Source organism: Streptomyces sp. NBC_01381, from assembly GCF_026340305.1.
In the GTDB taxonomy this organism is placed as follows: Bacteria; Actinomycetota; Actinomycetes; order Streptomycetales; family Streptomycetaceae; genus Streptomyces.
Window position 1 is genome coordinate 221,347 of sequence record NZ_JAPEPI010000004.1, and the last position, 13,603, is coordinate 234,949.

The window sequence follows — 13,603 nt, forward strand, 5'->3', positions numbered from 1 at the left end:
CCTGACGTGGTCGTACGTGACTGTGCGTCAGTTGATGACAGGCGCCGGTGCGTACTTGACCACTGGTCGTCCCCGGACGAAGACCAGGGCCTCGTCCGTCAGCGTGACGGCGCCATTGCCCAGTTGGGCCACACCGTTTGCGTCGAGGGTGGCGCGGATCTGCAGACTGGTCGTGGTGCCGGTGCCCCAATGGCCGGTCGGGTGGACCAGGGCGAGGACGGGGGCCTTGCCGTCGCCCGCGGAGCTGACGCTGAGTGATCCGGCGTTGAGCTGGACGGTGGGGGCGGTGCCGGTGACCGGCTTTGGCTCCGGCGTCGCCGGGGCGGCGACCGGCTTGCCGCCGGTGTCCACGTACCAGCGCCAGAACGCGGTCAGGATGGCGGGCGGCGCACTGAGCTCCGCGGCTGTGAGGAGCTCGGCCGGGACCAGGACGAGCCCGGACGCTCCCGGTTCGGCCAATGGAAAGACGCTTCCAGTCAGTTGTCCAACGGAGGACGGGGGAGCGGTGGCTGCCCGGGAGAGTGCCGCGAGCACATGGCCGGTGTGCTGGAGGTGGACGACCGTGACGGCCACTTTCGCCGGTTGCCCCGCCGATGGGGCCGGTATCGCGATTGCCATGACTGCTCTCCCTCGACACTGCCGTACGCACGGGCGTGGATGACGCTAATGAGGGCCCGGCCGGATCAGTCGGCCGGGCGTGTGGCCAGGACGAAGTAGTCGACAGCGCCCGGCAGTACGGTCGGACCGCCGAGCGTCCGGCTCGGGCCGAACCCGCCGTACCAGGCGATCAGACAGCTCAACCGGCGCCGGGAGTCCACCTCGCAGCGCAGCACCACGGGCAGCGCGCCGAAGCCGGATACCTCGACACCGCCTTCGGTGGGGGCTCCGTACGTCTGGAGCCTCGGCGTCACGCAGATGTGCAGAGCCATCTCGCCCGACTCCACCTGATCGGCCGTCACCGGATCGGGCAGCGGCAGGATGACGCCGTGCGTCGCCGTCCCGGACTGGACGAGGACGCTGCCGCTGACTAGAGGGCTGTCCACGACGCCGGTGACGGCCAGGCCCCCCGTGACCTTCACATCGCCGTGGATCTGAGTGCTGCCGTCGCCGAGGACGCGCAACGCCGGGGCGAGAGCACCGGCCGCGGTGAACCGGCCGATGTCCAGGCTGCCGTCCGCGCCGCCGATCCTGACCCCCACCTTCCCGGCCACCGGACGGCACTCGGCCGCCAGTTCCAGCGTGCCGCCGCGCGCGGACACCCGGTCGGCGAGGACGCCCGCGTAGCGTCGGCCGACCCCGTTCGCCCGAGGCAGTACCGCGGTGAAGCCGCCGTCCTGCCCGCCGACCCAAGTGACGAAGGAGAGCAGCACCCGGCCGCGGTCGCCGCCGCTCAGCCGGTCGGGTCCGGCGTCGGGCGCGGGCGGCTGCTGTTCGCCGAGGTCGAGCTCGTCGCCGGGGGCGCCGACCACGAGGAGGAAGCCCTCCGAGGTACGGGCGGCGGCACCGTCCGAGGAGCAGCCGCCGGAGAACACGGCGGCGCCACCCGTGGCGGCCTGGTCGCTCCACATGAGCAGGAGCGGGCGGGGGGAGTCGTCGTCCGGGTCGGCGATCACGAACCCCTGGTCGGGAGTGGAGAGTTCCACAGGGGCGGGCACCACGATCTCCCGGCCCGACGGGTCGACGAGCGTGCCGCTGGCGACGATGACCGTCTTGTAGACGTCGGAACCGGCCCGCGCGCGGACCGTCACCTCGAGGCCCGATGCGATCCCCCAGGTGTGCAGGTGCCGGTGGTGGCGCGCAGCGGCGTCGCGTTCGTAACGCACCACGGCTGACAGGTCGTCAGCGGCCAGGACCTGGCCCTCGTGGAATTCTGGCCGCAGGGGTGCGGGCATGGTCCGCTCCTTCTAGTTCTCGGTCGACTGCGGCAGGCAGCCCGTGAGGTCGAGGAGACCCAGCAGGAACCCCAGCAACTCGTCCGTCCTGGGCTCGTGTTCGGAGAGCCGGCCCAGCTGTGTCCGCCACTGCTGTTCCACCGGATCCGACAGATGGGCGCCGCGCCGTCCGGCCGGCACGGCCCGTACGACCTCGCAGCCGTCGAGCGTCACCTCGGCGATCAGCACCTCCGGGGCGCAGCCACCGGGGCAGGGGACGACGAGGAGCGAGCGGACGGCCGCGCGCAGATACGCCTCGAAGGCGCACCAGGCACCCATCTTGCGGAGCCGGTTGTGGTGCACGTCATTGTCGAGCGGTTTGCGCGGCACGTCGCACAGCAGCGCCGCGGGTGTGCGATCGCACAGATCTCCGTTGAGGTCGAGGCGGGCGGTGAGCCAGCCCGTGAGACCGTCCGCCGAAGGCCGTGTCTCCTCGCTCTGGCAGGCCGTCAGGAACTCCCGGTCATCGCCGAACCGGCGGTGCAACAGTGCGCAGAAGCGGTCCGACGGCGGATCGGGGACGCAGCCCACGGAGAAACGGTGACCCTCGCGTACGCGCGTGGGCACGCAGCCGACCGCCGTGCAGCCGTCGCCGGGATCGTAGGGGGCCGCGGGCTCGGCGAACTCCTCCTCGTAGCGCAGGAAGAGGCCGTACGTGCGCTCCGGCCCCGGCGGACAGGGGTCGGGGCAGCCGCCGCCCGAGGCACGGAACCCCCGTACCAGGGCGACGACATCCACGTCCTCGGCGCAGATCACCGGGATGTCGCTGCCCGAGCCGTCCACCGCGTGGCCCGTCCCGACGCGCACCACACCACGACTGCAGGAGTCGCAGCTGACGGCGAGTCCGCACAGGACCGCGCCGTGTCCTTCCCCGGATACGTAGCTCAGCCGGTTGTGGGCGCGGATGAGCCCGGTGGTCCAGGCGGCGAGCCGTCCAAGGTCGTCCTCGGTGAGCAGCTGGCCCGCGAAGAAGACCGGCCGGACGGTTCCACCCGCGCGGAATCCGGCAGGTGAGGCGAGGGAGGCAGTGGTGCCGCCGCTCTCACCGCAGCCGCAGCCGCAGCCGCAGCCGCAGTCGCGGCGGTCGGCGGTCTGGGTGTCGGAGGTGGTCATGGCCGCCCCTCAGGGGTCTCGCTGCCGACGGTCTCGCCGTCCTCGGCCGTGGTGTCCGTCCGCTCGACGGGTTCGGCCTCGGCGACAGCCTCGGCCTCTGCGCCTGCCTGGGCGACGGCTTCGCGTTTCGGGGACTGGCCGTGCAGGTGGTTGTCGATGAAGATCCAGCTCTCGAAGACACCGGACGCGCCCGCGGGCGTCCCGGAGGTGCGGGGGCCGGAGCCGTCCGGCGGCAGGAGCCCTGACCGGTGCGCGATCGGCCTGCCCGGCTGCGGTACGAGGCCGCCGGTGTGGGTTCCGTCCACCGGGTCGCCGCAGATGTCCAGGACGAACGGGGTGCGCAGCACCAGATGGATCCGGTCGCCGTCGTTGAGGTACTCGTGGTCGGTCTGGCGGATCGTGATCCTTTCCGCGGTCTCGGCGTCCGGCTTCTGAGTGACCAACTCGGTCTCCAGGCGCATGACGGTGCCGTGGACGCCCCGGCCACCGGTGACTTGGAACAGGTCGGCGATGCCCGGGTCCCATAGGGTCGCGGTGCGCACCGGGCGGGAGAAGTGGATCTGCAGGCCGTGCTCGCCGAGCAGCGTGCGGGCCTCCTGAGTCGTCAGCCGGTCGCCGTGCTGCCACGAGATGCCGGTGATCACGGTCGTGGGACGCCGCGCGAGCGGGCGGCGGACTTCGGGATGGATCTGCTCCGGGGCCAGTGCTCGGTCGGGGCGCAGGCCGTCCACGCGGGCGAGCAGGAGACCCGGTCCGATGACCCTGCCGTCACCGCACCCGTGCGTGTCCGCCGTGTTGTGTGCGGATGGTTCGCACGGGCACGGAGGGTCGCAGGGATCCACCCGCGGCGGCCGGATCGTCGCCCGCAGGGCGAAACCTTCGCGGATACGGGCGTAGGCGGTGCGCGGGAGGCCGTCGCAGGCCTCGGTGTAGACGGCGCGGACGCTGTCGACCGGCTCCTCGCAGTGATGGATCGTCAGGTACGCGATGACGTCGCGGCCGGAGCGGAGCTCGTCCAGGGCGTGGCCGCGGTCGTCCTCGTCGAGCATCCGCCACAGGTTGTGCCGCGGCAGGACGCCGCACGGCACCGTCAGCTCGTCGCCGTGCCGGTCCACGGCCACGCCGTCGCTCACCTCGATCCAGGGCTCCGCACGATCTGGATCGGGGCACTCGCCGGCGGGCGGCGGCACCGGGCGTGTCCACAGCCCGTAGGCCACGCCGTAGCCGTGCAGGGCGAGGTTGTGTAGGCGCAGCCGTGCGAGGAACTGCCCCTGCTCCTGGCGAAGGTCCTGCGCGGACAGCAACTGGCCGTGGAAGTACGTCAGCCGCCGCCGGCCGGTCCGCGGGGCGCTGTCACGCCCGGTCGGGGTAGCCGTCATGGTGTCCTGCCCTTCTTCTCGTTCTCGTGGGTGTGTCCGCCGGTGCCGTTGGCGTCGAGTTGTCCGCCGACGCCGCCCTCGTCGAGGGCCACCGTGCGGAGGCCCGCACCTGACGTGCCGTCAAGCAGGATGCCGCGACGCCCCGAACGGTCCGTCCCGAGCAGGGTGTCGGCGCCGAGCACGGCCAGGCCGGCCGGGGACGCCGTGGGACCGACGAGGAGGGTGTCCACGCCGACCGCGCTGCGTTCGCCGACGGTGAAGCCGAGTCCGCCGAGGGACACGGTCGCCGTGGTGTGTGCGGGGGAGAGCCGTTCGATCAGGTCGGCGGTGGTTCTGGCGATGCCGTGGAGCGACGCCGGACTCCGGGTGCCGGAGGCTGGGTGCGGGGGGACAAGTACGCGGAAGCGGAATGCGCTCCCGGTCAACGGGTCGTCGTCCGGGTCGCCGAGCGAACGCAGCGGCGACCCGCCCCGGCCCTCGCCGGTTCCCGCAAGCCGCGAGCCCAGGACTGCTGGGCCGCCGAGCCGAACCCGCGCCGTCGACCGTCCGAACAGCCGCACCTCGCCCAGGCGGGTGTCCCGGCCCACGGCGCCCCACGGCACGGCGGCCGGTTCCAGGATCGCCGGGCGCATCCCAAGGACGATCTCCAGCGCGAGCGCGAGCCCGCAGGGAGTGCCGCGCCGCCTGCGCAACTCTGGTGCTGCAGCGATGAGTTGGCGCAGTACGGCTGGAGAGAGCTGCGCGTTTCCCAGGTCCGGAGTCCCGGGCCGGGACCTGCTCCCGAGGCCACCGCCGGAGCTCGCACCCGGGGCGGGGTTGGGGTCGGGGCCCAGATCGAGGCCGAGCAGACCCGCGATCCAGGGCAGCACGCCATCGGGCACGCCGGCCGGGTCGAGCAGCGCGGGAGCCCGTTCCGTCGCCCGGTCGAGGGTCTCGACCACCGAGTCGAACAGCGAGAGAAACCGCTCGGTGAAGTCGTCGGCGGTGGGATCCTCGCGGTAGACGGCCGGGAGCAGGTCGGCGGAAGTGGCACGGGGAAGGTCGAGCCGCAGCTGCCGCACGGCGGGCCCGGGCCCGGCCGTGTCGCTGCGGCCGAGCAGCAGCCGTACGGCGAGGTACCGGCCCGGCGGCTGGTCCACCAGGACGTCGTAGGACGGCCCCACGACCGTCTGCCAGTCGTCGGGCCCCGGCGCGGCCTCGGGATCGTCGCCGGTGGTGGCCAGTTGGACGACCAGTGCGCTGCCCGAGGGCACGTCCGCGTCGACGCGGACGCGGTGCCAGCGGCACCGGGAGATGCCGCTGTCGAGCGGGACGGTGACCAGAGCCGCCTCGGTGACGCCGGAGGGAAGGACCAGCGCGTCGCCTTCCTGGACCGGTTCGGGGAGAGGTGCGGCGGCTCCCGCGGCCGGGCACCAGCCCGAGGCGGAGTCCAGGAGCAGGTACGCGGGTGCATCGGCGCGGATGTCCATGGGTCACCTCCCTTTCTGCGCGGTGGTGTCGGCGACGACGGAGGCCGTCACCCGTCCGACGCGGATCAGCGCGTGCGGCGGCAGTGGCGTATCGGCGCAGGGCCGCACGGGTAGGCCGTCCACCGTGAGTGTCAGCAGCGGCACTGCTGTCACCGCGCCGTCGGTGAGCAACCGGCGCAGCAGCGTGGTGTGGACGAGTGGCCCGCCGAAGGGCCAGCCGTCGCCCGCGGGGCCTCCGCCGAGTGGATGTAGGAAGCGGCGCAGCTCGCCCTCTGCACGGCGTACGGCCGCGGCGCGGTCGGCGCCCGCCTCGAGCGCCAGCTCGATCCGGGCGTCGACTCGGACATAGCGGGGCGCGGCGGCGACAACGGTGATGCCGGTCGGGGCGAGGGTGTGCGTCAGATGATCCGTGACGGCTTCGAGGTCTCCGGCCGTGGGGAGTGGCGCACCGGTGGTGGCGGGGTCCTCGTCGGGCGGTACCAGGTAGACGCCGACGATGCCGGGCAGCCGGGCGCCGGGATGGTCCGGGTGATGCCCGGGTACGGCGTGGGCGCGGGCTATGCGGGCGCCCGGGGCGCGCATCGCGAGGAGCGCGTGGTCCGCGGGAGTGACGGCCCGCCCGGCGGTGCGGATCTCGGCGGCGCCGCGCCGTACGGTCGCGCCGAACAGTTCGGTGTCCGAACCGCCGGTCCCGGGCAGCGGGTTGGACACCGCTGCCACGCCCGGTACGGCGGTACGCAGCACGGTGGCCGCGTCCGCCGCCACGGCACCCTGCCTGCCGCCGCCGGTGTGGTAGCTGACGGCCCGTACGTTGCCGACGCCGGGCGGCAGCGCGACGCCGTGCACCCCGTCGCCGAAGATGAGGACGCCGGTCTCGGCGTCGAGGGCGAACACCCGGTCGGCGGGGCCCGCGAGGGCCAGGTCGGTCACCTCGCGCCACACGGGCACCGGGCCCTGCGCGAGGGGGGATGGGGCGGCGTCGGGGAAGAGCGGTGCGGCGGGGTCGTCAGCGACGGTGACGGTCAGCGAACCCGGGACGACGGGCGGCGTCGCCACCCGCAGCCGCACGCCCGTGCCACCCTCCAGTTCCCGGGGCTCCAGAGGTACGGGGCTCAGCACTTCGTCGCGAACGGTCCGTACGGCTGAGGCGAGCACCGTATGCGGCAGGGCGGCGACGAGCCGCGGCGGCTCCGCGTACGACCCTCCGGTGAGCCGCACGCGCAGCCAGCGGGCCTCGGGCAACTGGGCCCCGCCCGGCGGGTGGCCCGGCCGCCAGCCGGCGGGCAGCCGCAGCTGTACGGTCCCGGTGCCCGAGAGAGCGCCGGTGTGGTCCACCAAGACGTAGACCGGCCGGAAGGTGTCGCCGTCCAGCACGGACCAGTGCAGTTCCGGCGGGGGCGCGCCGGGCGGCGCGACGGCTCCCCGCGCGGCGGCGGCAGGACCACCGGGGCGCGGGGCCGCCACGAAGGCGAGCGAGAGCCCGCCCTCGAGGTCCTGCGGTGCGGTGAACCCCAGCCAGAGGGCCGAACCGGCAATGCCCTGTGCGCCGAACGGGAGGAAGCCCTCGGCGGCGGGACCCTGCCCCGGCGTCACCTCGTCCACGGGCCCCGGCAGAGCGCCCGTCGCCGGGCGGCCCACCGCCAGGAACGCGAGCTCTGCGGGCGACACCCACATGTCGTCCACGGTCTCGAGGACCACCTCCGTGCCGTCCTCGCCGGGAGCGCCTGCCTGGAAGCCCGCGGGCACCTGAACACCCGGTCCGGCAGCGGCCGTTGCCGTGAGGCGCAGCAGTACCTGGGCGGGCGAGGCGGGCAGTGGGGAGACCCCGGCGATCCGCAGATGCTCGACGAGCAGCTTCGCGGGCAGCCGGTCGACGCGAGCAGCCACCGCCTCGGCCATCAGAGCGAACAGCCGCAACAGCGCGTCCCCCGCGTCGTCGGGACCCGACCCGGTCCAGTCGGGGGTGAAGCCACCGACCCGCGCGCGCAGCGCGGCGACCAGGTCCTCCCGCGCGACGCCCAGCGGCACCGGGCGGCCGTCCGCGTCGAGCAGCGCGGTGCGCGCGGCACCGGCGGAGAGCGTCCACCACGGTTCGTCCGCGCAGGGCGCGAGCCTCGCGGAGGGATCGATCGCGGCGGGACGGCCGGGGTCGTGGGCATTCATGCGCGGACCTCCCGTGGAGCGGCACCGGACGGCGGCGCGGTGCACACCAGGACCTCGACGGGGCCGGGGAGCTCACCGGCGCGCAGCGGCAGATCTCCGCAGGACTCGTAGGGGCCTTCATCCAGGGCCACGGCGACAGACCGCACCGGGGTGCGATCGCCCGCCGCTGCCAGAGCGCGTTCGGCCGCGCGCAACAGCGCCGAGGGGCGCAGCACACCGCCGAAGGGCCAGCCGTTGCCGTCGCCACCGGTGAGGGGGTCGAGATGGCGGCGCAGTGCCGCGTCGAGGAGTTGTCGGCGGACGGTGTCCGCGGCGAGCGTGACGCGGACACGGACCCACCGGTAGCGCGGCGGCGCGACGAACACGCCGGCGCCGAGGAGGCGTGCGGCCGCGAGGCGGCTGTAAACGGCGGCCAGTGCCCCGGGGTCGGGCACGGGCAGCGGTACGGCGTCGGGCGCGGCGCTGTCGCCGGGGGCGCGCGGTACCCGGGGGACGACGAGGGTGGTCACGGCGCCGGGCACGGTCCGGCCCGGGTGCGCGGGGTGGGCGCCGACCAGTGCGTGGGCGCGGGCGACGGCGACGCCGGAGGTGGAGAGGACGAGTTCCTCGTGGTCGGCGGCGGTCACGGCGCGGGTGACGACGGCGAGCGCGGTGGCGGCCCGGCGCCGCGCGGCCGCCGGGGTCTCCGGCTCGGCGCCGCCCTCGGACGGCACCAGGGCGCGCGCGGTGCACGGCGCGTCGGGTGGTTCGGTGTCCAAGGATCCGCCGGTGAACACCCAGTCCCCGGGCAGAGCTTCCTCCCCGGGCGCGCGCCCCGGTCGCGGCCTGGCGAACGTGGCCAGCGCGGGGAAGGCGAGCAGCGCCGCAGGCACGGCAGCACGGGCGGGGACGCTCACGGCGGGGTCCGCGCCGCCGTTGCTGGACGGCCCGCCGCCCAGCCGGTACTCCGCCCACAACACGGCCCCGGACCCGGGGCGACCTGGCCGGGGGATCTGACCGGTCAGGCCGTCGCCGAAGCGCAGCGCCCCGAAGGCCCGGTCCAAGGTGAACACCCGGTCCAGCGGGCCGCTGAACGCCAGATCCGGTACGGCCGTCCAGTCGTAGGCGCGACCGCTCCCGGCGTCGTCGGACTCCCACAGCGCGAAACGCCCGACATCGATCAGCCGCCCGGCGGCGTCACCCGGCAGGATGACGGCGAAGCCGGGAAGCGGTGGCCGGTCGGTGAGTTGGGCCACCACGGGCCCGTCGACGCTCTCCTCCAGACGGACGCGTTGCGCGTGGTGCGCGGGCACGGAGTTGGGGGAGAGCCGCAGCAGCCGAGGCGGTGCGGCGAACGTCGCGGCAGGCGTGGCAAAGACCAGTTCCCGCTCGGCCCCCGCGGCCGTAGCCGGCAGCGTAAGCCGGACAAGACCGGAGCGGCGCAGCCCGCCGGTCCCGTCCACCACCGCCGCGGCCGGTAGTGGGCTGACATCCCCAACAGGCCCGTAGTGCCAGAGGAGTTGAACCGGTGGCGGCACATCGGGCACCGCCGCCGCGGTCCAGCCGTCGGGTGTCCGGTTCCCGGTCCACGGCCCCGCCGGCTGCTCGAGCGCGAGCAGGAGCGAGAGCGTTCCGCCGTCCGGGAAACCGTCACCGGAAACGGAGAGCCGTACGCGGATCCGCGCGGGACCGACGTGGGCGCCGGCCAGCGGCACCGGGCGTCCGGCGGCGAGGTCGGCGGTGTGATCCCGCACGCCGTTCGCGTCCCGCACCGACAATCCGGTCACGCTCACCGGCAGTACGTCCAGATCGTGGCCGAGGTGGAAGCTGGTCCCGCGCCCCGGCTCACGGCTGAACGAGGCGCCTTCCCGGATCCGCAGCCGGGTGCCGGGCTCCTGCGGGACGATCTGCAGCACCGTCACCGCGGCCGTCGCGGGGGCGGGGCCCGGCACGCCGAGGAGCCGGAGCACCGCGTGCACGACCGCGTCCGGGACCTGGTCGAGCCGGTACACCTGCTGCTCAAGGAGATAGGCCTGGAGGTCGAGCAGGGTCATGCCGGGGTCCACAGGGGCGTGCAGGGTCCAGCGGCCCGAGGAGTCAGCAGGGATCCGGGTGCGGACCGCGTCCACCAGATCGCCCCAGGTCAGATCGTCGAGCCGCAACGGCGTCAGGGTCATGAGGAGTCACCCCCGCCGGAGGGTCCGCTGGCCCCGAACGCGCCCGCGCCGCCCACAAGGCCGGAGCCGCCGTCGAGGTAGTAGGGGAAGACCAGCGTCTCGTGCCGCCCGGTCGCCCTGACCCGGTAGTCGACGAAGACCGTCACCCGCCACTCCTCGCCCGGCTGAGCCTGCGCCCGTACGTCGTCCACGGCCGCCCGAGGCTCGAAGTCGCGGATGGCTACCCGTATCGAGTCCTCGAGCTCGCGCAGAGCGCGTGAGCTGCCTGGTGCGAAGACCAACTCGGGTGCGCGGGTGCCCAGTCCGGGACGCATCACCCGTTCACCGAGCGCGGTACGCACAAGCACCAGCAGGCAGTCGCGGACGCTCTCCTCGCCGGCCGCGTACGCGAGGCGCCCGGAGGCATCCGGCAGCAGCGGGAAGCGCCAGCCCTGGCCGAGGAACGCCTCCGCGCCGCCGGGCGCACCGCCGGTCACGGCCCCACCTGCACGGTCGTCGACATCGGCGGGACACCCGGTGCGGCGATCGCCGGAAGGGTTGCGCCGACCCCGGGGACCGTGTGGGTGTGCGCGGTGAACCAGGGCAGGAACCTCTCCCACGCGACCGCGTGGTCCGAGGCACCGCCGCCCAGCTTCACCTCCGTCGTTTCCAGCGTCACCGAGCTGCCGCTGATCTTCACGGGATGGGAACCGGCGCTGATCTCCACCGAGCCGTCGGCGGTCACCGTCACCTTGCCGCCGGACGCGGTGCTCACCACCACCGAGTGGTTCGCGTCGTCCAGTTCGATGCGGTGCCCGGCAGACGAGGTGAGCCGCACGGCCTCCGTGCCGGAGCTGTCGTCGAGGGCCAGTTCGTGGCCGTGTTTGGTCCGCAGCAGCTTCTCGTCCCGGCCGCCGGAACGGTCCGTGGGCGGTTTGTCGACGCCGTTGTAGAGGCAGCCGATAACGATGGGGAACCGCATGTCGCCCTGGTCGAAGGCGACGAGCACCTCGTCGCCCTTCTCCGGCACGAAGCTGGCCCCGTATCCGTTGCCCGCGTAGGGCTGTGCCACCCGGCACCACTCGAAGATCGTGGCTCCGTCGAACCAGGGCAGGCTCAACTGCACCCGGCACTCCTTCTCCGGGTCGTCCTCCACCCGATCCACCACACCCGACATCACACCGAAGTACTTCTTGCCGACAGCCGATCCCGGCATTCCCGTCATCGCCTGGTCACCGCCCCTCGGACGTGCGTCGTGCCTCGAACGAGGTGAAGAATCCAGAGGAGTTGAAGGAGTGTGTCACCTTGGTCGTGTAGTAGGTGCCGCCGAACCTGCTCCCCACCCCGCCGATCCGCAGCGAGTCGCTGGGCACCAGATCGGGCAGGCCTGCCAACTGCCCCGTACAGGTGACGAACTGGTACGACTTGTCGCGCAGCACGCTCACCGCCAGGGCCCGTGCCTCCGGCTCGGAGCTCACCGGACGGTCCACGATGACCTCTTCCCGGTCGCCCATCTCCTCGGCGGCCGCCGAGGGACCGCTGCGTCCGGCGTCGCGCTCCGCCTGCAGATCCGCCCGCGTCGCGCTCGCGACGATCGCCTTCTTCGTCCGGGGGTTCCAGCCGCGCACCGTCACCTTGGCGACCTGACCGGCCAGTTTCAGGGTCGGACGGAACGAGATCAGGTTGGGCTCCGGGGAGGTCCTGGACGCCTCGCCCTGTTCCGCGCGTCCCGACCGGGCGCCTTCGGCCAGTACCGCGTACCAGAGGTCGAACGTGTGCGGCTGCCGTTTCGTCGAGCCCGCCCGGCCGTCGGCTGGGCAGACGAAGAACAGAGTCTCCTCCCCGCTCCCCGGGTCAGGCGCCACATAGAGCTCCCGATCGATGCCCTTCGCCCGCTCCAGCAGGAAGGCCACATCGTCCTGGTTCTTCTGCACCACCAGCGGATGCACCACGCCCTCCTCCTCGGCCACCACCTCCAGGCCGTGCCGCTCCGCGATCTTGTTCACGATCTGCCAGTCGGCGAGGTTCAGGAACTTCTTCTCGTCGCCCGGCAGCGGCTTGCGGTCCTTCATCTGCGTCGTGCGGTCCTGGCAGGAGACCTGCAGCGTCGGCGGACCCGACGAGGGGAAGTCCGGCTGGACCGTGGTGACCTGGCCCTTGGCCACCACGGGTGGCTTCTCCTGCCAGGCGTATCCGAGCCGGACCTCCACCGACTGTCCGGCGGCGAATTGCTTTGCGTCGTCGAAACGCAGCCGCATGGTCAGCTCGTCCCAGTTGCTCAGCGTCAGCGAGAGTGTTCCGGTCTTGTCCAGCTCACGGACCACCTGGATGTCGAGCAGCGACTGATTCAGCTGTTCGGTGAACTCGGCGTCGCCCATCTTGATCTTGAAGCAGGGGGCGTAGGTGTCCGCCGGCAGGGGCGTCGCGGTCGTGTTCCGTGGCAGTGCCATCACCCTCGCTCCCGTCCCAGCGCGGGAACGACGAGTGCCATGCCGGGGGTGAGTGCCCGTGGATCGGCGAGAGCGTTGGCGGCCGCCAGCTCCCGCCAGCGTCCGGAGTCCCGGTAGACCGCGGCCGCGATGGAGGAGAGCGTGTCGCCGCGCCGTACCGTCCAGACCTTCTCCACGGTCGGTGAGCTCTGCCCCGTCGCGAGTTGCTGCTCCTTGGCCGCCCTGAACTCCTTGAGCGACAGCGACACTTTGGCCCGGGTCGGCGTACCGTCCCGGTCGAACAGCACGTAAGTGATGGCGAGACTGTCGACCACGCCGGTGAACGAGGGATTGGCACCCCAGGCGAAGGTCACCACGGGCGGTGCATGGGTCTTGCCCTGCCGGAGCGTCAGTTTCTGGAAGGCGTCGAGCCATTTCCTCTGCACATCGCGGTCCGCGCGTACCGGCTCCTCGGCCGCGTCGACCAGCGCGTTCAACTTGAGCGTCCGCGCGCCGCCCCGGACGAACTGCATCGGGGGCGCGTCCAGGCCCGGGATGCCGATCTCGGCGAACGTCACCGCCTTGGAGACGGCGTACTCCGTGGGATTGATCGGCAGCGTCAGCAGCGGGGTTGTGGGCCCCGACACGGAACCGAGCGGGTGGACGCTCAAGGTCGCCAGCGTCGGTGCCGCACCCCGTCCTGACGAGAGGCCGGGCAGCGGAAGCATCAGGCACCCCCGAAGCAGCCGGCCGCGGACTCGCCGGAGGAGTCCCGGCCGCCTGGCCCGTCACCGGTCAGGGACGCCTCCCGGGCCAGCAACCGGTCGCGGGACTTGGCGTCCTCCTGCCGCTGCGACCACTCACGGATGTGCTCCGCGAAGAGCCGGGCGAAGACTGCCGTGTCATCGCCTCCGACCTCGAAGTCGACAGAAAGGTGATGGATCGTTAGCATTTCAATCTCCCCAACCCGTGCGAACCCGTTCT

12 protein-coding genes are annotated in these 13,603 nt (G+C 73.1%); all 12 read right to left on the reverse strand.

The genetic code is table 11. The features are described from left to right. Positions 1–27 precede the first annotated feature (27 nt). On the reverse strand, positions 28–618 hold the full coding sequence (locus tag OG453_RS42235) for a hypothetical protein (RefSeq protein ID WP_266874098.1): 591 nt from the start codon (positions 616–618) through the stop codon (positions 28–30). Between the two features lie 65 nt (positions 619–683). After that, complete coding sequence (locus OG453_RS42240) at positions 684–1,892, reverse strand: hypothetical protein (RefSeq protein WP_266874099.1); 1,209 nt, start codon at positions 1,890–1,892, stop codon at positions 684–686. Between the two features lie 12 nt (positions 1,893–1,904). Then, the gene (locus OG453_RS42245) at positions 1,905–3,044 is read right to left on the reverse strand and encodes a hypothetical protein (protein ID WP_266874100.1); all 1,140 of its coding nucleotides are present in this window, start codon (positions 3,042–3,044) and stop codon (positions 1,905–1,907) included. Beyond that, the gene (locus OG453_RS42250) at positions 3,041–4,423 is read right to left on the reverse strand and encodes a hypothetical protein (RefSeq protein ID WP_266874101.1); all 1,383 of its coding nucleotides are present in this window, start codon (positions 4,421–4,423) and stop codon (positions 3,041–3,043) included. The genes OG453_RS42245 and OG453_RS42250 overlap by 4 nt, the downstream gene beginning before the upstream one ends. Next, on the reverse strand, positions 4,420–5,892 hold the full coding sequence (locus OG453_RS42255; protein ID WP_266874102.1) for a hypothetical protein: 1,473 nt from the start codon (positions 5,890–5,892) through the stop codon (positions 4,420–4,422). The genes OG453_RS42250 and OG453_RS42255 overlap by 4 nt, the downstream gene beginning before the upstream one ends. Before the next feature lie 3 nt (positions 5,893–5,895). Beyond that, positions 5,896–8,055, reverse strand: a complete 2,160-nt coding sequence (locus OG453_RS42260) for a putative baseplate assembly protein (protein WP_266874103.1) — start codon at positions 8,053–8,055, stop codon at positions 5,896–5,898. Next, positions 8,052–10,211 carry a hypothetical protein gene (locus OG453_RS42265; protein ID WP_266874104.1) on the reverse strand — a complete coding sequence of 720 codons (2,160 nt, stop codon included), beginning with the start codon at positions 10,209–10,211 and terminating at the stop codon, positions 8,052–8,054. The genes OG453_RS42260 and OG453_RS42265 overlap by 4 nt, the downstream gene beginning before the upstream one ends. Further along, positions 10,208–10,687 carry a GPW/gp25 family protein gene (locus OG453_RS42270; protein ID WP_266874105.1) on the reverse strand — a complete coding sequence of 160 codons (480 nt, stop codon included), beginning with the start codon at positions 10,685–10,687 and terminating at the stop codon, positions 10,208–10,210. Before OG453_RS42270 ends, OG453_RS42265 begins: the two co-directional genes overlap by 4 nt. After that, entirely contained in the window at positions 10,684–11,415 is a 732-nt protein-coding gene (locus tag OG453_RS42275; RefSeq protein WP_266874106.1) for a phage baseplate assembly protein V, read from the reverse strand. The genes OG453_RS42270 and OG453_RS42275 overlap by 4 nt, the downstream gene beginning before the upstream one ends. Positions 11,416–11,422: 7 nt before the next feature. Next, positions 11,423–12,640 carry a phage late control D family protein gene (locus OG453_RS42280; RefSeq protein WP_266874107.1) on the reverse strand — a complete coding sequence of 406 codons (1,218 nt, stop codon included), beginning with the start codon at positions 12,638–12,640 and terminating at the stop codon, positions 11,423–11,425. Continuing rightward, positions 12,640–13,290: a LysM peptidoglycan-binding domain-containing protein gene (locus OG453_RS42285; RefSeq protein ID WP_266874108.1), complete on the reverse strand. Its 651-nt coding sequence runs from the start codon at positions 13,288–13,290 to the stop codon at positions 12,640–12,642. The genes OG453_RS42280 and OG453_RS42285 overlap by 1 nt, the downstream gene beginning before the upstream one ends. A gap of 56 nt (positions 13,291–13,346) precedes the next feature. Then, on the reverse strand, positions 13,347–13,571 hold the full coding sequence (locus tag OG453_RS42290) for a putative phage tail protein (RefSeq protein WP_266874109.1): 225 nt from the start codon (positions 13,569–13,571) through the stop codon (positions 13,347–13,349). Between the last annotated feature and the right edge of the window lie 32 nt (positions 13,572–13,603).